The organism is Streptomyces sp. R21 (assembly GCF_041051975.1).
In the GTDB taxonomy this organism is placed as follows: Bacteria; Actinomycetota; Actinomycetes; order Streptomycetales; family Streptomycetaceae; genus Streptomyces.
The window spans coordinates 1689654-1707936 of record NZ_CP163435.1 but is presented as its reverse complement, the minus strand read 5'-3'; the positions used below and the strand labels follow the sequence as shown (position 1 = coordinate 1707936).

At 71.5% G+C, this 18283-nt stretch carries 16 protein-coding genes and 1 tRNA gene; 14 read left to right on the top strand and 3 right to left on the bottom strand.

Annotated features, from left to right (window positions below):
- Positions 1 to 173 precede the first annotated feature (173 nt).
- The 11 genes from AB5J56_RS07930 (at position 174) to AB5J56_RS07880 (ending at position 9460) form a co-directional block, all read left to right on the top strand.
- Entirely contained in the window at positions 174 to 2279 is a 2106-nt protein-coding gene (locus AB5J56_RS07930) for an ATP-binding protein (RefSeq protein ID WP_369231408.1), read from the top strand.
- 74 nt (positions 2280 to 2353) lie between these two features.
- Entirely contained in the window at positions 2354 to 2788 is a 435-nt protein-coding gene (locus AB5J56_RS07925) for a roadblock/LC7 domain-containing protein (protein ID WP_369231406.1), read from the top strand.
- Positions 2789 to 2790: 2 nt separating this feature from the next.
- The gene (locus tag AB5J56_RS07920) at positions 2791 to 3162 is read left to right on the top strand and encodes a DUF742 domain-containing protein (RefSeq protein WP_369231404.1); all 372 of its coding nucleotides are present in this window, start codon (positions 2791 to 2793) and stop codon (positions 3160 to 3162) included.
- Positions 3140 to 3739, top strand: coding sequence for an ATP/GTP-binding protein (locus AB5J56_RS07915; RefSeq protein ID WP_369231402.1), 600 nt, complete (start codon positions 3140 to 3142; stop codon positions 3737 to 3739). The genes AB5J56_RS07920 and AB5J56_RS07915 overlap by 23 nt, the downstream gene beginning before the upstream one ends.
- Positions 3740 to 3799: 60 nt before the next feature.
- Positions 3800 to 4417 (top strand): GAF domain-containing protein, encoded by a 618-nt coding sequence (locus AB5J56_RS07910; protein WP_369231400.1) that lies wholly within the window; start codon positions 3800 to 3802, stop codon positions 4415 to 4417.
- A gap of 197 nt (positions 4418 to 4614) precedes the next feature.
- Positions 4615 to 5643 carry an L-threonine 3-dehydrogenase gene (gene tdh / locus AB5J56_RS07905; RefSeq protein ID WP_369231399.1) on the top strand — a complete coding sequence of 343 codons (1029 nt, stop codon included), beginning with the start codon at positions 4615 to 4617 and terminating at the stop codon, positions 5641 to 5643.
- Positions 5644 to 5691: 48 nt separating this feature from the next.
- Positions 5692 to 6885: a glycine C-acetyltransferase gene (locus AB5J56_RS07900; protein WP_369242433.1), complete on the top strand. Its 1194-nt coding sequence runs from the start codon at positions 5692 to 5694 to the stop codon at positions 6883 to 6885.
- A gap of 31 nt (positions 6886 to 6916) precedes the next feature.
- The gene (locus tag AB5J56_RS07895) at positions 6917 to 7822 is read left to right on the top strand and encodes a LysR family transcriptional regulator (RefSeq protein WP_369231397.1); all 906 of its coding nucleotides are present in this window, start codon (positions 6917 to 6919) and stop codon (positions 7820 to 7822) included.
- 41 nt (positions 7823 to 7863) lie between these two features.
- Positions 7864 to 8436, top strand: a complete 573-nt coding sequence (locus AB5J56_RS07890; protein WP_369231395.1) for a helix-turn-helix domain-containing protein — start codon at positions 7864 to 7866, stop codon at positions 8434 to 8436.
- Positions 8433 to 8966 carry an N-acetyltransferase family protein gene (locus AB5J56_RS07885; protein ID WP_369231393.1) on the top strand — a complete coding sequence of 178 codons (534 nt, stop codon included), beginning with the start codon at positions 8433 to 8435 and terminating at the stop codon, positions 8964 to 8966. The genes AB5J56_RS07890 and AB5J56_RS07885 overlap by 4 nt, the downstream gene beginning before the upstream one ends.
- A gap of 134 nt (positions 8967 to 9100) precedes the next feature.
- Positions 9101 to 9460 carry an MmcQ/YjbR family DNA-binding protein gene (locus AB5J56_RS07880; protein WP_369231391.1) on the top strand — a complete coding sequence of 120 codons (360 nt, stop codon included), beginning with the start codon at positions 9101 to 9103 and terminating at the stop codon, positions 9458 to 9460.
- An 89-nt stretch (positions 9461 to 9549) separates the two neighbouring features.
- Here the strand turns inward: AB5J56_RS07880 and AB5J56_RS07875 are convergent, their stop codons facing one another.
- Positions 9550 to 10461: a transketolase family protein gene (locus AB5J56_RS07875; protein ID WP_369231389.1), complete on the bottom strand. Its 912-nt coding sequence runs from the start codon at positions 10459 to 10461 to the stop codon at positions 9550 to 9552.
- Positions 10462 to 10546: 85 nt separating this feature from the next.
- The gene (locus tag AB5J56_RS07870; protein ID WP_369231387.1) at positions 10547 to 11257 is read right to left on the bottom strand and encodes a transketolase; all 711 of its coding nucleotides are present in this window, start codon (positions 11255 to 11257) and stop codon (positions 10547 to 10549) included.
- Between the two features lie 157 nt (positions 11258 to 11414).
- Between AB5J56_RS07870 and AB5J56_RS07865 the strand changes: the two genes are divergently transcribed.
- The 3 genes from AB5J56_RS07865 to AB5J56_RS07855 all read left to right on the top strand — a co-directional run bounded on the left by AB5J56_RS07865 (position 11415) and on the right by AB5J56_RS07855 (position 17022).
- Positions 11415 to 11488, top strand: a tRNA-Pro gene (locus tag AB5J56_RS07865).
- A gap of 297 nt (positions 11489 to 11785) precedes the next feature.
- Entirely contained in the window at positions 11786 to 16201 is a 4416-nt protein-coding gene (locus AB5J56_RS07860) for an aminotransferase class I/II-fold pyridoxal phosphate-dependent enzyme (RefSeq protein WP_369231385.1), read from the top strand.
- A complete protein-coding gene (locus tag AB5J56_RS07855) occupies positions 16192 to 17022 on the top strand; it encodes a class I SAM-dependent methyltransferase (protein ID WP_369231383.1) in 831 nt (276 codons plus the stop codon). The genes AB5J56_RS07860 and AB5J56_RS07855 overlap by 10 nt, the downstream gene beginning before the upstream one ends.
- On the opposite strand, the gene AB5J56_RS07850 is transcribed toward AB5J56_RS07855, so the two are convergent.
- Positions 16979 to 18079 (bottom strand): glycosyltransferase, encoded by a 1101-nt coding sequence (locus tag AB5J56_RS07850; RefSeq protein WP_369231381.1) that lies wholly within the window; start codon positions 18077 to 18079, stop codon positions 16979 to 16981. The two genes, AB5J56_RS07855 and AB5J56_RS07850, sit on opposite strands and share 44 nt — an antisense overlap.
- Between the last annotated feature and the right edge of the window lie 204 nt (positions 18080 to 18283).

Genomic DNA, 18283 nt, shown 5'->3' with positions numbered 1-18283 from the left:
AGTTTGTCAACTGCCCACCGCACATGATGCGTTGCCGACTACTGTCAGTTGCCGTCGGGCGACGCAGGGCCGATTTTTTCGGCTCTCTCGACCGGCACCGCGATGGCGCATGCCCGAGTCGCGCAGACCCGCGGGAGCCCCCATGCCCCCGACGCACCAGTACGAGGACGACGATGTCTCACCTTCGCGCACCGGCCGCACGCGCAGACCGCCGTGAGGGCGGACGGCACGGACGACCGGTCGCCCGCGCTGTTCCCTCGCTGCCCGAGACCCACATACGCCCCCAACTGCTACGGCTCGCGATCATGCCACCCACCGCGGTGGCCCTCAGCGCGTGCGCGGCCGTGCTCTTCACCGTCCGCTCCACCGGCGCACCGCCCAGCCTCACCCTGTGGGCCGTGCTCGCCGGAGCCCTGGGGGTGGCGCTGGCCGGCATCCTGATCGCAGCCGTGGCCGCCGACCGCGCCGCCAAGTCCGTACGGGAGCGCGTAGGTGCCCTTCGCCGCGGCAGCGCCCGCAGTGAGGCCGACCTGCGCGCCCTCGTCGAGGCACTGCGCCGGGGCGAGAGCCCGCCCTCCCGCAAGGCGCGCCGCCAACCCCCCACCGACGCCGACGACTTCGAACTGCTCGCCGCCGACATGGCGCACGCTCACGACGGTGCCGTCACCGCGGTCGTCCAGGCCGCGCAGCTCTCCAGCTACGCGGGCAGCGAGCAGAAGGTCGAGGTTTTCGTCAATCTCGCCCGGCGCCTCCAGTCCCTCGTGCACCGCGAGATCTCGATTCTCGACGAGCTGGAGAACGAGATCGAGGACCCGGACCTGCTCAAGGGCCTCTTCCATGTCGACCACCTCGCCACCCGCATCCGCAGGCACGCCGAGAACCTCGCCGTCCTCGGCGGCGCGGTCTCGCGCCGCCAGTGGAGCAACCCGGTCTCCATGACCGAGGTCCTGCGGTCCGCGATCGCCGAGGTCGAGCAGTACTCGCGGGTCAAACTGGTGCCCCCGATCGACGGCACCCTGCGCGGCCACGCCGTCGCCGACGTCATCCACCTGCTGGCCGAACTCGTCGAGAACGCCACGGTGTTCTCCGCCCCGCACACCCAGGTGCTGCTGCGCGCCAACCTCGTCACCTCCGGGCTCGCCATCGAGGTCGAGGACCGGGGCCTGGGCATGCCCGTCGGCGAGCAGAGCAAGATGAACGCGCTGCTGACCGACCCCGACCAGGTCAACGTCGCCAGCCTGTTGCAGGACGGCCGCATCGGCCTGTTCGTGGTCTCCCAGCTCGCCCGGCGGCACGGCATCCACGTCCGCCTCCAGACCAATATCTACGGCGGCATCCAGGCCGTACTCGTCGTACCGCAGGGCCTGTTGGGCACGGAGCCGGGGGCGCCCGGTGCGCTGGGCTCCGTACCGTCGCCACCACCGCTCGAAGCCGGTGGCACCCGGCGTCCGGAGGCGAGAGAGCAGGTGACCCCGGGGGCGCCCGCGCCCGGGACCGGTCCCCAGCCCGCGCCCGGCGCGGCGTCGGGGCGCGGCGCCGGGCGAGCCGTACCGCGGCAGGCACCGCACGCTCACGTGCCGCGTGACCAGGCGCCGTCCGCCGCACCAAGCGGGAGCGGCGCCGGGAGCGGTGGCGCCCCGGCGCCGCTCCCCATGCGCGGAGCCCATCTGGAGCGGCCCAACCCGGCGGAGGCCGTGCCCGGCATCCGGCCCGGCGACCGGCCTGCCGTGGCGGACAACGCGGCGGTGCCGCCCACGCCGCGCAACGGAGCGGTCCGCGGCACCATGGGCAAGCCCCAACTGCCCCGGCGGCGCGCCCAGGAGCACATCGCACCCCAACTGCGCGAAGGACCCGTTCCCCGGCTGGACTCGGAGGAAGTCGTCGGCCACGACCCGGGCCTGATGGCGGCTTTCCAGCGGGGCATCGGACTCGCCGAGGCACAGCACCTGGAATCCCTCCGTGCGGAGAGCACGCTCATGGATGCGGCACCCATGGAGCCAGCGCCCATGGGCGGAGCCCACATGGGGCGGGCGCATATGGACGGCTCGCACATGGACGGGCTGCACATGGATGCGTCGCACATGGACGGCCCACCCACGGACGGATCGCCCGCGCCGGGGTCGCCCGTGGAGGGATCACCCATGGGCGCGGCGCACATCGGCGACGTACACACGGCGCACGCGTCCGCCCCGCATGAAGCGCTGGGGCGACGCGAATCGACCCCCGCGCCCGGACACGACCTCACTGCCCGGCACGACGGGAGCACACCGGCCGGATGACCATTCCCCACCCCACGCGGACCCCCACCTCTTCCGCTGCCGCAGACCTTCGTACCCCAAGGAGTCGATCCACCATGGCGAGCGATGTGCCGACGGGCCATGTATCCGATCTCGACTGGCTGATGAGCGGCCTCGTCCAGCGTGTACCGCACACCACGAGCGCGGTGCTCCTCTCCTGCGACGGACTCGTGAAGTCGGTCCACGGCCTCGACACGGACAGCGCCGACCACATGGCGGCGCTGGCCTCCGGCCTCTACTCCCTCGGCCGCAGCGCGGGCGTCCGCTTCGGGGACGGCGGCGACGTCCGCCAGGTCGTCGTCGAACTCGACTCGATGCTGCTGTTCGTCTCCACGGCGGGCTCCGGCACCTGCCTCGCCGTGCTCGCGGGCCGCGAGGCGGACGCCGCGGTGCTCGGCTACGAGATGGCGATGCTGGTCAAGAGCGTCCGGCCGTATCTGATGACCGCGCCCCGGCAGCACGCCGTCGAACCCTCGGCGATGAGGCCTTGAGCGTGGCCGCGGCCGGCGACGGGCCCTGGCTCGACGATGCGGCGGGGCGCCTGGTGCGCCCCTACACGGTCAGCAATGGCCGGACCCGGCCGACGACCGCGCTCGACCTCCTGTCACAGGTGATGGCCACCGGGGCGACCCCTCTCGGCTATCTCGGCCCCGAGCACGCGCAGGCGCTCGAACTGTGCCGGGCACCCATCTCGGTCGCCGAGATCGCCGCACACCTGAAACTGCCCGCGGTGGTCACCAAGGTGCTGCTGTCCGACCTCGTCGACTGCGGGGCGCTGACCACCAAGCCCCCCACGTTCGATCACAACCCCACTGACCGGTCTCTTCTGGAGGCAGTGCTCGATGGACTACGACGACAGCTCTGACCCCTTCCCCACCGCACTGAAGATCTTGGTGGCGGGAGGGTTCGGAGTCGGCAAGACGACCTTCGTCGGTGCGGTGAGCGAGATCGCGCCGCTCAGCACGGAGGAGCTGCTCACCACGGTCAGCGCCGCGACCGACAGCCTCGACGGCATCGAGAACAAGGTCGAGACGACGGTGGCCATGGACTTCGGCCGCATCACCCTCGATCCGCAACATGTGCTCTACCTGTTCGGCACGCCCGGGCAGGAGCGGTTCTGGTTCATGTGGGACGAACTCTCCGAAGGGGCGCTCGGCGCGGTGATCCTCGCCGACACCCGGCGCCTGGAGGACTGCTTCGCGGCCGTCGACTTCTTCGAGCAGCGCGGCCTCGGATTCATCGTGGCGATCAACGAGTTCGACGGCTCGTACCGCTACGACCCCGAGGAGGTGCGCGCCGCCATCGACCTCGACCCCGGCATCCCGATCGTGCGCTGCGACGCCCGGATCTCCAGCTCGGGCGTACAGACCCTGCTCACCCTGGTCCGCCATCTGATCGCCCACGCGCCGACGCACGCCCCGAGCCACGGCGCCCACACCTGACCGACTCTCCTGCCCACGGAGCCCACATATGACCAACTCCCCGAGCCATGGAGCCGCCGCATGAGATACGACCCGCCGCGTCCCGCCGGTCGCCTGCTGCTGACCCCGGAGGACAAGGACGCCCCCGCCCGGGTGCGGCGGCTGCGCGGACTGGGGCTGGGGGAGCGGGCGGAACCGGCCTTCGACGCCTTCGCGGACCGGCTCGCGGAGGTCGCCGCGGTGCCGTACTCGATGGTCAACTTCATCGACGAGGAACGGCAGTTCTTCGCGGGTCTGCACACCCCGCACGGAACGGGTGCGGGTCTGAGGCCGGTCACGGCCACGGCGGACGGAGCGGAGTACGGGGGCGGCGCGGAGTATGGGCCGACGTATGGGGCCGGACGACATATGGCCCGCGAATATGGTTTCTGCCCCCATGTGGTCGTCCGACGCAGGGCGTTGGTCCTGGAGGATGTCGGCGACTACCCGCGCTTCGCCGGGAACCCCCTCGTCGACGAGATCGGCGTCCGCTCGTACCTGGGCGCCCCGCTGATCGACCACACCGGCATCGCACTCGGCACGGTCTGCGTCGTCGACATGGAGCCGCGCCCCTGGGGCAGGTCGGGCCTGGAGACCATCAAGGCGCTGGCGGCGGAACTGGTCGAGCAGATCGAGCGACGGGAGCACGGGGGCATCTGAGGAATCGGGCCTTGCGGTGACGCCGTGCGCTCGCGCGGCACAGGGGGCGTGAAGGAAAGCTGCGGCGGCGCTTAAGAAATCCTCGATGGACCAGGGGCACCGCCGTACGGCAGATTGCTACGCGATTCCACCCCTCTCCCCGGTACGGGTGCCTTCGGCATGCACGGACCCGGGCCTCACCCACAGGAGCCGTAGCGTTGAAGGCGCTGGTCAAGGAGAAGGCGGAGCCCGGACTCCGGCTCATGGACGTCCCGGAGCCGCAGATCGGTCCCGGCGACGTACTGATCAAGGTCCTCAGGACCGGGATCTGCGGCACCGATCTGCACATCCGCAACTGGGACGGGTGGGCGCAGCAGGCCATCACGACGCCGCTCGTCATCGGGCACGAGTTCGTCGGCGAGGTCGTCGAGACCGGTCGTGACGTCGCCGACATCAACATTGGCGACCGGGTCAGCGGCGAGGGCCACCTCGTGTGCGGCAAGTGCCGCAACTGCCTGGCCGGGCGCCGCCACCTGTGCCGCGCCACGGTCGGCCTGGGCGTCGGCCGCGACGGCGCGTTCGCCGAGTACGTGGCCCTGCCCGCGGCCAACGTGTGGGTGCACCGGGTCCCCGTCGACCTCGATGTCGCCGCGATCTTCGACCCGTTCGGCAACGCCGTGCACACCGCCCTCTCCTTCCCGTTGGTCGGCGAGGACGTACTGATCACCGGTGCGGGCCCGATCGGCCTGATGGCCGCCGCGGTGGCCCGGCACGCGGGCGCCCGCAACGTCGTCATCACCGACGTCAGCGAGGAGCGCCTCGAACTCGCCCGCAAGATCGGCGTGAGCCTCGCCCTCAACGTCGCGGGCTCGACCATCGCCGACGGCCAGCGCGAGCTGGGGCTGCGCGAGGGCTTCGACATCGGCCTGGAGATGTCCGGGCGGCCGGAGGCGATGCGCGACATGATCGCCAACATGACGCACGGCGGGCGGATCGCGATGCTCGGCCTGCCGTCGCAGGAGTTCCCGGTCGACTGGTCCCGGATCGTCACCTCCATGATCACGATCAAGGGCATCTACGGCCGCGAGATGTTCGAGACCTGGTACGCGATGTCGGTGCTCCTGGAGGGCGGCCTCGACCTCGCCCCCGTGATCACCGGCCGGTACGGCTACCGCGACTTCGAGGCGGCCTTCGCCGACGCGGCGAGCGGCCGCGGCGGCAAGGTCATCCTCGACTGGGCTGTCTGAGACCTCTTCGCCGCCTGAGACTTCTCTGACTTCTTTAAGGAACTGATGATGTTCGATTCCGTACGCGACGATCTGCGCACCACCCTCGACGAGATCCGCGCCGCCGGCCTGCACAAGCCCGAGCGCGTCATCGGCACCCCGCAGTCCGCCACCGTGAGCGTCACCGCGGGCGGCCGCCCCGGTGAGGTCCTCAACTTCTGCGCGAACAACTACCTCGGTCTCGCCGACCACCCCGAGGTCGTCGCCGCGGCCCACGAGGCACTCGACCGCTGGGGCTACGGCATGGCCTCCGTGCGCTTCATCTGCGGTACGCAGGAGGTGCACAAGGAGCTGGAGGCGCGGCTGTCGGCGTTCCTCGGCCAGGAGGACACGATCCTCTACTCCTCCTGCTTCGACGCCAACGGCGGCGTCTTCGAGACCCTCCTCGGCGCCGAGGACGCGGTCATCTCCGACGCCCTGAACCACGCCTCCATCATCGACGGCATCCGGCTGTCCAAGGCCCGCCGCTTCCGCTACGCCAACCGCGACATGGCCGACCTGGAGGCCCAGCTCAAGGAGGCGTCCGGCGCGCGCCGCCGTCTGATCGTCACCGACGGCGTGTTCTCCATGGACGGCTATGTGGCGCCGCTGAGCGAGATCTGCGACCTCGCCGACCGCTACGACGCCATGGTCATGGTCGACGACTCGCACGCCGTCGGCTTCGTCGGCCCCGGCGGCCGCGGCACCCCCGAACTGCACGGCGTCATGGATCGCGTCGACATCATCACCGGCACCCTCGGCAAGGCGCTCGGCGGCGCCTCCGGCGGTTACGTCGCCGCCCGCGCCGAGATCGTCGCCCTGCTGCGCCAGCGCTCGCGGCCGTACCTCTTCTCGAACACGCTTGCCCCGGTCATTGCGGCGGCCTCGCTGAAGGTCCTCGACCTGCTGGAGTCGGCCGGCGACCTGCGCGAGCGGCTCGCCGAGAACACCGCGCTGTTCCGCTCCCGGATGACCGAGGAGGGCTTCGACATCCTCCCCGGCGACCACGCGATCGCCCCGGTCATGATCGGTGACGCTTCCGTCGCCGGACGCATGGCCGAGCTGCTCCTGGAGCGCGGCGTGTATGTGATCGGGTTCTCGTACCCGGTGGTCCCGCAGGGGCAGGCCCGTATCCGCGTGCAGCTTTCGGCCGCGCACTCGACGGCGGACGTGAACCGCGCGGTCGACGCGTTCGTCGCGGCGCGGGCGGAACTGGCGGGCTGACCAGGCCGGACATAGTGCGACAATCGTTCGCATGATCGAAGCGCGGCGGCTCCACATCCTCCGTGCGGTGGCCGACCACCGCACGGTGACGGCGGCTGCCGCCGCGCTGTATCTCACGCCCTCGGCCGTCTCCCAGCAGCTGACCGCCCTGGAGCAGGAGACGGGGCACCGGCTCGTGGAGCGCGGGGCGAAGGGCGTACGGCTGACACCGGCCGGCGAGATCCTGCTCAGCCACACCAACGCGGTGCTCGCCCAACTGGAGCGCGCCGAGGCGGAGTTGGCCGCGTACAGCTCGGGCTCGGCGGGCACCGTCACCGTCGCCTCCTTCGCCACCGGCATCGGTCTGGTCGTGGCGCCCGCGCTGGCCCGCCTCGCCGTCACCGCTCCCGGTATCCGCGTCCGCGTGCAGGACGCCGAGGGGGACGCCAGCCTGCCGATGGTGCTGGACCGGCAGGTCGACATCGCGGTCGCCGTCGAGTACCGGGGCGCCCCGGACGCGGACGACCCCCGCCTCAGCCACATATCGCTGTACGCCGAGCCCTTTGACGCGGTCGTCCCGGTCACCCATCGGCTGGCCGACGCCCCCGAGGTCCCCCTCGCCGAACTGGCCAAGGACCCGTGGATCGGCCCCTATCCCGGCAACCCCTGCCATGACGTCGTCGTCCTGGCCTGCGAGAACGCCGGATTCCAGCCTCGCCTGGAGCACTCCTCGGACGACTTCCGCGCGGTCGTCGCCCTCGCCTCGGCCGACGCCGGCGTCGCCCTGGTGCCGCGCTCCGCCCTGCGTGGCATGGAGCTCACGGGTGTGGTCGTACGCCCTGTCGACGGAATCGCGCCCACACGCCGGGTGTTCGCGGCCGTACGGCGCGGCGCGGAGGGCCATCCGCTGATCAGGCCGGTGCTGGAGGCGCTGACGGAGGCCGCGGTCATTGAATGACCATCTTCACCGTTTCCCATATTCGGGATAGCATCCCCGATATGGGAAACGGTGAAGATGGTGCCCTCGATGCCCGGCTCGGTGTCCGGCTGGCCGAGTTGCGGGCCGAACAGGGCTGGTCGCTGGGGGAGTTGGCGGAGCGCAGCGGGATCAGCCGCTCGACGCTCTCCCGGGCCGAGCGCGCGGAGATCAGCCCCACCGCGGCGCTCCTGAACCGCCTGTGCGGGGTGTATGGGCGGACCATGTCGCAGCTCCTCAGCGAGGTCGAGGCGGAGCCCGCCCTGCTCGTCCGCGCGCCCGACCAGCCGGTCTGGGAGGACCAGGCCTCCGGCTTCGTACGACGATCGGTGTCGCCGCCGCACGCGGGGTTGCGCGGCGAACTAGTCGAAGGGCGGCTCACGGCCGGCGCCGACATCGCGTACGACCGCCCGCCCGTGCCCGGCCTGGAGCAGCACATCTGGGTCCTCGACGGAGCGCTCGACGTGACGGCACAGGATGTCGAGCACCGCCTCGGGGCGGGCGACTGTCTGCGGCTGCGGGTCTGGGGCCCGACACGGTTCCGGTGCCCGGGTCCGCAGGACGCGCGGTACGTGCTGGCGGTGGTGCTGCCGTGAGTACCGTCTCCCGGTTGAGTGCCGCCCAACTCCTCTCGTCTGTCGACGAGTTGGCGGAGCTGCTGACCGACACCGTGCACGGCGGAGCCTCGATCGGGTTCCTCGCCCCGCTCGACCGTGCGGAGGCAGCCGGCTGGTGGGCGGAGCGCGCGGACGCGGTGTCCGGCGGCCGGCTCGCCGTGTGGGTGGCACGGGACGCGGCGGACCGTGTGATCGGCACTGTCGGTCTCGCCTTCCCGGACAAGCCCAACAGCCGCCACCGCGCCGAGATCGTGAAGCTGATGGTGCACCGGGACGGCCGTGGACAAGGCCTCGGCCGCACGCTTCTGACCACCGCCGAACACGCGGCCGCCGCGGCGGGCGTGACGCTCCTGCACCTGGACACCGAGACCGACAGCCCCGCCGAAACCCTCTACCGCACCGCGGGCTGGACCCGGATCGGTGCGATCCCCGACTACGCGGCCACACCCACCGGCGTACTGCGTCCGACGACGATCTTCTACAAGCAGGTGGGCCCGCCCGGCGCCTGAACGACCGAACGGGCCTCAGTCGCGCGGGCGTCGCCCGTCGTCCGTCGCCCGTTGTCCTTCGTGAAGAGCCCCAGGTGAATGCCGGGGCCGTGCTCGGCGGGTGATTGTCAGTGGCATTGGCTACGGTGCGTCTCATGCCGGATGCCGAAGACGTACGCCGTATTGCCCTCTCCCTGCCGGACACGGTGGAGAAGGTCGCCTGGAGCATGCCCACCTTCCGGGTCGCGGGGAAGATGTTCGCCACGCTGCCCGAGGAGGAGACCTCCATCGCCGTGCGCTGCCCGAAGGAGGAGCGCGACGAGCTGGCCCTGGCCGAGCCGCGCAAGTTCTGGATCGCCGACCACGAGGCGGGCTTCGCCTGGGTCCGGGTCCGCCTCGCGGCCCTGGAGGACGAGGGCGAACTCCGTGACATCCTCGCCGACTCCTGGCGCCAGGCGGCCCCGCCCCGACTGCTCGAGTCCTACCCGGACTTGGGGCTTCCGGCAGCCGACTGAAAACCCGGACGTCGTGGTCGGTGCGCTACCGGCCCGGACCGAGCCACCGGGTCGTCGAGCCCCGTCCGCCGCACCGTCGCACCTCCCGGTCAGACCTGAACCCCCGCCCCCAGGAAGCCGTCGATCCGCGTCCGCAGCGACGCGGCGTCGAGTCCGTGCGCGGTCATGTGCTCGTCGATGCGCCCGTACCGGCGCAGCTCACGGCGGCCCACGCCGAGGCCGAGGACCCGGTGGGGCACATCGGCGAGCGCGTCGTTGGCGGCGGCGATCGACGTGCCGGCCAAGTACGGCTCGACGAGGACGACCTCGGCACCCGCCGTCTCGGTGGCCCGGCGCAGCGCGGCCGCGTCGAAGGGGCGGATGGTCGTCGCGTACAGCACGGTGACGTCGAGTCCCTCCGTGGCCTCCAGCACGGAGTCGAGCATCGGACCCACGGCGACGACCACACCGGCACGTCCCTCGCGCACGGTGAGGAACCGGGCGCCGTCGACGTCGAGCCCATGCGCGTTGGACTGCACGGACAGTCGCACGTACACCTTGTCGTCGCCGGCGGCGACCGCGTGCCGAAGCAGTGTCTCGGCCTCGTCCGGGTGGCCCGGAACATGCACGGTCCAGCCGTCCAGCGTGTCGAGGAGGGCCACATCGCCGGGCGCCATGTGCGTGAAGCCCCCGGCGGGCCAGTCGAAGGAAGCGGCGGCGCTGACGAGCACCGCGCCCGCGTTCTGGTGTCCGAGGTCCAGCTTGACCTGTTCGAAGGGCCGCTCCACGAGGAAGCTCGCGAAGGTGTGCATGACGGGCCGCAGCCCGGTCAGCGCCAGACCCGCGCCGGTCCCGATGAGGAGTTGTTCGCGAATGCCGACGTTGATCACCCGCTCCGGATGCTTGCGCATCGCCTCGGCGAAACCGTCCTTGCCGATCTCGGCGAGGACGACCGCGACCCGAGGGTCCTCGTCGAGGAGGCGTGTGACGACGGGGGCGAAACGGTCGCGCATGGTGTCCATGGGATGGCGTGTCCTTCCAAAGGGTGGTGTGCAGGATGTCGAGGGCCGGACGAAGTCGGTCGGCGGAGGGGTGGAGCGGCGGACCTCAGGCGAACTTCGGTTCGACCCGGGCGATGACCACGCGGGGGCGGCCCGGATGGGGCGCGGTGAAGGCGGCGTACAGCGCTTCGTGGTCCCGGCCGTCGACGGTCGCCGCGGACCAGCCCGCGGCCTCGAAGCGGGCCGCGATCCCGCCGGGCCGGGCATGGCTCGCGGAGGAGTTGTCGATCACGAGGGTGTGCAGCCGGTCGAGTCCGGCCGGTCCGGCGTACGCGATCGCCTCGTGGTTGCTGCCCTCGTCCAGTTCCGCGTCGCCGATCAGCACCCAGACGTGCGGCTCGTCGAGCCCCTGCGCGCGCAGTCCCAGCGCCGTCCCGACGGCGATCGGCAGCCCGTGCCCGAGCGACCCGCTGCCGATCTCGGCACCCGGCACCAGGACGCGGTCGGGGTGGTGCCCCAGCGGCGAGTCGAACGAGCCGAAGTCCGGCAGCCACCCGACGGGCAGGAACCCCTTGGCGGCGAGCACGGCGTAGTACGCCATCGGCCCGTGCCCCTTGGACAGCAGGAACCGGTCCCGCTCCGGATCGCCCATCCGTTCCGGTCCGACCCGCAGCACCCTGTCGTAGAGGACCCACAACGCGTCCAACGTGGACGTCGCCGCCGGCCCGTGCTTCTCGTCGCCGGTCATCAACCCCATCAGCCGGGGCAGGTCCGTGTACTCGTAGCGCTCGTGTCCGCGCTCTGCTGTGATCGTCATGTCGAAGATCGTGCAACCTCAATCGAACTTCAGGTCAAGCCACGGTTTTGTTTCGAGGCCCGACGGGCCCGAAGAAACGAGTGCGCGACCACCGGCCCGAGTGCGGTATTGTTTCCGTGCACGTGCGGCCCGGGGAAACCCCAGGTCAGACGGGTATCGGGACGTGGCGCAGCTTGGTAGCGCACTTGACTGGGGGTCAAGGGGTCGCAGGTTCAAATCCTGTCGTCCCGACAGTGCGAAGGGTCTTCGCAGGCGAGAGCCTGTGGGGGCCCTTTTCGCGTGGGCCGCTTTCCCTCCGGCCCCTGTTGCCCCTGTTGCCCCCACCATGTCAATCGGGGCAAAGTGTTGTATATCGTGCTAAAGCCCCCAGGTCATGAGAGGCCGTTCCGGCGCATCGGTGAGCGCATCCCGCGGAGGCGACCGCCCCCCTCCGGCGGACGGCGGATCACGGCCAGGGCCACGGCGAAGGCGACGGCGGCCACACAGGGACCGGGATCTCCGACGGACAGCCGGGCGTATCCACGGCTGATGGCCGTGTACGTCCTCTGCGTCATCCCGCCCACCCTCGGCTATCTCCTCGTGCCGTCCTGGCACACCGTGGGCTGGGCCATGATCGGCCTCGGCGGAGTCGCCGCCATCCTCCTGGGCGTCCATCTGCACCGCCCCGCGCGCCGCTGGCCGTGGCTGCTGCTCGCCGGGGCCAACCTCGCCTTCACCGCCGGGGACACCGCCTACAACATCCTCGAATCCGTCTTCGACCAGCAGAACCCGTTCCCCTCCGTGGCGGACGTCTTCTACCTGTCCACGTATCCGCTCTTCGCCGTCGGGATCTTCGGCTTCATCCACTTCCGCTGCGCGGCCCGCGACCTCGCCGGGCTGCTGGACGCCCTGATCCTCACCTCGGGCCTCGCGCTGCTCTCCTGGGTACATCTGATCAACCCGCTGGCACAGGCCGAAGGGCAGACCTGGCTGGAGCGGGCGATCTCGGTGGCCTATCCGCTGGGCGACGTGCTGATCCTGGCCATGCTCGTACGGCTGCTCACCCTCGGCGGCATCCGCGAACGCTCGGTGCAGCTGCTGACCGCAGGCACCATCGGCATCCTCGTGTCCGACGTGCTGTACGGAATTCTCCAGATACAGGGAACGTGGCAGGTCGGCACCCCCATGGACCTGGGCTGGGTGGTCTTCTTCACTGCCTGGGGCCTCGCGGCCCTGCACCCGTCCATGGTGCGGCTGACCGAGCCGATAGCCCCGCCCGACCCTGGCCTCGCCAAGTGGCGGCTGGCCTTCCTCGGCGGAGCCAGTCTGGTGGCGCCCGTGATGCTGGCGGCCCAGTCCCTGCGCGGAAGCATCCAAGACGTCGCGGTCACCGCGGTCTTCTCCGGAGCGATGTTCCTGCTCGTACTGGCCCGCCTGTGGGGACTGGTCGTCGAACACCGCAAGGCCGTTGCCCGTGAACGCGGTCTGCGCGTGGCCGCGGTGTCGCTGGTCGGAGCCGTGAGCCCGCAGGAGGTGGCCCGCGCCGTCAGGGCGGCGGCAGCCACGCTGTTCCGACCCGACACCGCCCACGCGGCGATGCTGTTCGTCTTCGACGCCGACCGAACCTCGCTCCGCCCCATAGCCACCCCGGGACACCCCGCAAACCGGCGTCTCGACGTCCGGTTGCCCGACGAGGACGTGTCGGCTCTGCTGTCCCGGGGCACCCGGTTGACCGACGTCGGCGATCTCGGCCCCGACATCGCCGCCGCTCTCCCGCCGTCCTGCGCCGCGCTGCTGTGCCCGCTGAAGAGCGAGGCGGCCGGCGCGTCGGGGCCGCTGATCGGTGCGCTCCTCCTGGCGGGTCCCGTGAAGAGACTCCAGGAGATGTCGGGCCTGGCGGAGTCGCTGGCCGCCCAGGCCGCGTTGGCGCTGGCCCGGGTCGGACTGAGCGAGGAGATCAACCGCCGAAACAGCGAGGCGTACTTCCGCACCCTCATCCACAACACCTCGGACGTCATCCTGATCGTCGACGACGACAACACCGTCCGCTACGCCAGCCCGTCGGCGGACGGCATGTTCGGGCGCGATCTGCACGGCGGCACCCCGCTCGCCGGGCTGGTGGTCGCCCGGGACCACGAGCGCGCCGTGCGCACTCTCGTCCGCACCCGAGCCGGGGAGGACCTGGACATCCGCGACGACTGGCAGGTGGTGCAGGGCGAGGAAGGACGTCTCGACGTCGAGGTCCGGTGCCGGAACCTGCGCCACGAACAGACCGTGCACGGCGTCGTCCTCACCCTCCGGGACGTGACCGAACAACGCCAGCTCGAACGCGAGCTCATCCACCGGGCCTTCCACGACTCGCTCACCGGACTGCCCAACCGCGTCCTGCTGCTGGAGCGCATCGAGCGCGCCCTGCTGCGTGGCCGCCGGGACGCCGTCGTCACCTCTGTGCTCTTCGTCGATCTCGACGACTTCAAGGTCGTCAACGACATGATGGGCCACTCCGTCGGCGACGAACTCCTGGTCGCCGTCGCGCAGCGGCTGACCGCGGCGCTGCGGCTCAGCGACACCGCGGCCCGGCTGGGCGGCGACGAGTTCGCCGTACTCATGGAGGGCGCCAGGGACCCGGCCGACGCCGAGGCGCTCGCGGCGCAGATCGTGCAGGCCCTGGCCCGCCCGTTCCGGCTGTTGAGCGGATCCACCAGCGTCTCGGCCTGCGTCGGAGTGGCGACCGCGGAGGCCGGCGACGAGGCCGAGGACCTCCTGGGCCACGCCGACCTCGCCCTGTACGCCGCCAAGACCGCGGGCAAACGGCAGTGGCAGCGCTACCACCCCGATCTGCACACCGGCATGGCCGAGCGCCACGAACTGCAGGCCGGCCTGGGCCAGGCGCTCACCGATCACGCCTTCACCCTGCGCTACCAGCCGGTCGTCGAGATCGTCACCGGTCGCATCGTCGGATTCGAGGCGCTGATCCGCTGGCCGCACGAAAGGCGCGGACTGGTGCCGCCGGACCAGTTCATCGCCCTGGCCGAGGAGACCGGGGACATCACGCCGCTCGGCGCCTGGGTACTTGAGCAAGCCGCCGCCGACATCGCCGGCTGGCAGCGCCTGCGGCCGGGGCCGGAACCTCTCTACCTCAACGTGAACGTGTCGGCCCGTCAGTTCCGTGACGCCGGGTTCGTGGACGAGGTGCGCAAGGTCCTCGACACCTCCGGCCTGGCCCCGGGATCGCTGGTCCTGGAGCTCACGGAGTCGGTGCTGGTCCGCCGCGACCCGCAGATCCGGACCGCCATGCGCACCCTGAAGGATCTCGGGGTCTCCCTCGCGATCGACGACTTCGGCACCGGATTCTCCTCGCTCAGCTATCTGCGCGAGTTCCCCATCGACGTACTCAAGGTGGACAAGTCCTTCATCGATGACATCGTCACCGACGGCCAGCAGGTCGCCCTCGTGGAGGGCATCGTCCGCATCGCCGATGTGCTCGGACTCCAGGTGATCGCCGAGGGCATCGAGAACGACGGGCAGCGCGATCTGCTCGGCGCCATGGGCTGCCGCTACGGGCAGGGATTCCTGTTCGCGCGGCCGATGGCGGCGGAGGAGGCACAGCACGTCCTGCTGGCCGGCCAGGAACGGCAGTTCTCCGGGCGGCACCCCTCGTCCGCGGCACGGGGGAGCCGGAACCGTTCCCAGGCCGGGACCGTGGCCCGCAGGGCGCAGCGCTGGGACGAACTCGCACGGCTGCACCGAAGCAGCCGGATGTGCGACGCGGTGATCGACGAGATACGCGGCCGGCGCATCCGCAGTGGCGACCACTGGCTCACCGACTTCGCCTCCTGCAACTACCTGGGCTTCGACCTGGAGCCCGAGATCATCGACGCCATCACCCCCCATGTCCGCCGCTGGGGCACCCACCCCAGCTGGTCCCGGCTGATCGGCAACCCCCGCCTGTACCCGCAGATCGAGGAGCGGCTGGCCGAGCTGCTCGGCGCCCCCGACGTCCTGCTCCTGCCGACGATCACCCTGATCCACGCCTCGGTGATCCCGGTGCTGGCCACCGGCCGAAGCGGCGCGGGAGGCCATGTCTTCGTCGAGGCGCGGGCGCACCGCACCATGTACGACGGCTGTCTGGTGGCCCACGAGCAGGGCGCGACGGTGCGGCGCTTCCACGCCGAACGCCCCGACGAGCTGCGGCAGTTGCTGCGCGCCGCGCCCGTCGGTGTCCCCAAACTGGTCTGCCTCGACGGCGTCAACAGCATGACGGGCAACCTCCCCGACCTGCCGGAACTGCTCGGCGTCTGCCGGGCCGAGGGCGCGCTGCTCTACGTCGACGACGCCCATGGATTCGGGATCATCGGCGAACGCAGCGTCGCAGAAAGCTCCCCGTACGGCACCCGCGGCAACTGCGTGGTCCGCCACTTCGGGGAGTCGTACGACGACGTCGTGCTGGTCGGCGGCTTCTCCAAGGCGTACTCGTCCCTGCTGGCGTTCCTCACCGCGCCACCCGCCCTCAAGGCACACCTGAAGGTCGCGGCGAGCCCCTACCTCTACTCCGGTCCCTCCCCGACGGCCTCCCTCGCCACCGCGCTGGCGGGCCTCGACGTCAACGAGCGCCGCGGCGACGTCATTCGAGCCGACCTGCACCGCAAGACGGAGCGGGTGCTGGACCATGTGCGCCGTCTGGGCCTCGCCACCCCGAACACCGACGGACTGCCGATCATCGAGATCCCGCTCGCCGAGGGCGCCGACCTCACTGCCGTCGGCGAGTACCTGTGGGACCACGGCGTCTACGTCACCCTCGCCGCCTACCCGCTGGTGCCCCGCGACGAAGCCGGCTTCCGCATCCAGGTCACCGCGCGGAACACCGACGACGAGATCGACCGGCTCAACGACGTGCTGACCTCGGTCGCCGAACGGTTCCCCCTGAAGCGGACCACCCCGGCCGGTGAACGACCATGGCCATGAAGACACCGGGGTTCGCGAGCCGGGCACCCGAGCACCGGCGCAACGCGGACGCCGACTGGGACCGCTGGCCCGTGGACGCCTACCTCGACGAGAACTACCGCAGGCTCCACCCCTCGGACGCGGCCGTCATCCGGCACCACGCGGGCGTGTACCGGGAGCTCGCGCCCGCAAGCATCGCCCGCTCCGTGGAGTGCGGCACCGGACCCAACCTCTACCCCCTCATGCAGGCCGCCGCGGCCAGTCGCCGTATCGACGCCGTCGAGCCCGGCGCGAGCAACATCGCCTATCTCACCCGTCAGCTGCGGTACGGCCCCGACCCGCACTGGACTGCCTTCTACGACCTGTGCCGGGCCCTCGACCCGGCCCTGCCCGCCCGGCTCCGCGAAGCCCTGGCCCGGGTACGGGTCGTACCGGGCAGCGCCCGCACTCTGCCGGACGGCGCCTACGGCCTGGCGTCGATGAACTTCGTGGCCGAGAGCGTCACCGAGGACCTGGGCGAATTCGCCGCGCTGTGCCGCGCGTTCGTCCGCTCGGTCCGCCCGGGCGGCCTCCTCGTCGCCGCCTTCATGGAGAACATGCCGAGCTACCGCATCGCCTCCGGGCTGCGCTGGCCGGCCTGCCCGGTCGACGCGGAGACCGTCCGTGACGTCTTCGCCCCGTACACGCAGCGGCTGCGCGTCACCCGTGTACCGAAGGACCCCACACTTCCCGAGTACGGCGACACGGGCATGGTGCTCCTGCGGGCGGTGCGGCGTGCGGTCGCCGTCGAGCCCAGGCTCAGCCCAGGAGGCGCCGGTACAGCTCCGCGTACTGCGACCTGAACCGACGGGGACCGAAGCGCTCCTCGACCGTCACGCGGCCGCGCTCGGTGAGCTTCTCCCACCACCAGGGCCGGTCCAGGAGCTCCAGCAGCAGATGGCCGGAGCGGTTGGCGTCCTGCGCCGGAGCGCGCAGCACGGTGTCCTTCAGCGGAGCGAACTGGGGGAGGTCGCTCAGGATGACGGGACGCCCGGTCGCGAGCGCCTTGAGGACGATCGAGGGCACGTCCGGCCCGCCGCCGAGGGCCCGGGGGAGGTGCAGCACGACGTCCGAGACCGCCAGCAGCCGGGGCAGGTTCTCGACGCGGCCCAGCACCTCCGTGGCGTGCAGTCCCTCCTGTGCGGCCCGAGCGTGCAGCGCCCGCTCAAGGGGACGTACGTCCTGTCCCGAGCGTCCCTGGACGGCAAGGATGAGCTGGAAACGGGCTCCCGCGCGGGCGGCTACCGCCGCGCAGGCGATGGCCTCGTGGGCGCCGCCGTCCGGATCATGACGGCCCGTGGCCAGGATGATCGGCGGATCCCGGACCGGCCGTGGCCGCAGCGGCCACTGGTCCAGCCGGATCGTGGGGCCGATGACCCGCACATCGCCGAAGCCCGCCGAGCCGAGCGCCCGCGCCGTCACCTCGGAGAGGGCCACGGTGGGGCCGAGCGGCCGGCACCGTGCGAGCAGGGCCGGGTCCGTGATGCCGGGCACAGTGTGCAGAACCGGCCGGCCGCGGATCAGCGGGGGCCAGCGCCGGGAGAACGCCGGGAAGCCGGGGCCGATCGTCAGCACGGCGTGCACCAGATCGACCCGCCGCGCCATCCACGCGCCGGCGGCCGCCACCTGGAGCTGTTCCGGCAGGGCGCCTGCGCCGGCCCGCGACATGATCGGCACCGAGCGCCCGAGCGAGGCGACGTCGGGCCGCTTGCGCCCCGGCCACCGCCGGACCCACCAGTACTCGACCTCCGGCATCGTCCGGGCGAGCGCCATGGCCAGCTCGGCCTCGGCTCCGTCCTGGACGTCCAGGGGGCCGCTGGTGAGCAGCAGCACGCGGGGGGCATGTCCGTCAGCGGCCATCGCGGCCTCCGACGGGTGGTGCGTCCTGGTCGCCGGCTCCGTCTTCCGAATCGCCCGTGCGGCAACTGCCGACCGTGCGGGAGGAGGCCGTACGGGAACGCCTGCGCCGTGCGATGCCGCGGGCCCGGTGCGGCGCGGCCCGGCGCACCGGGGCGAGCGCGACACGGTCCGAGGCGCGGCGCAAGGGGTGTGCGGCACGGGGAG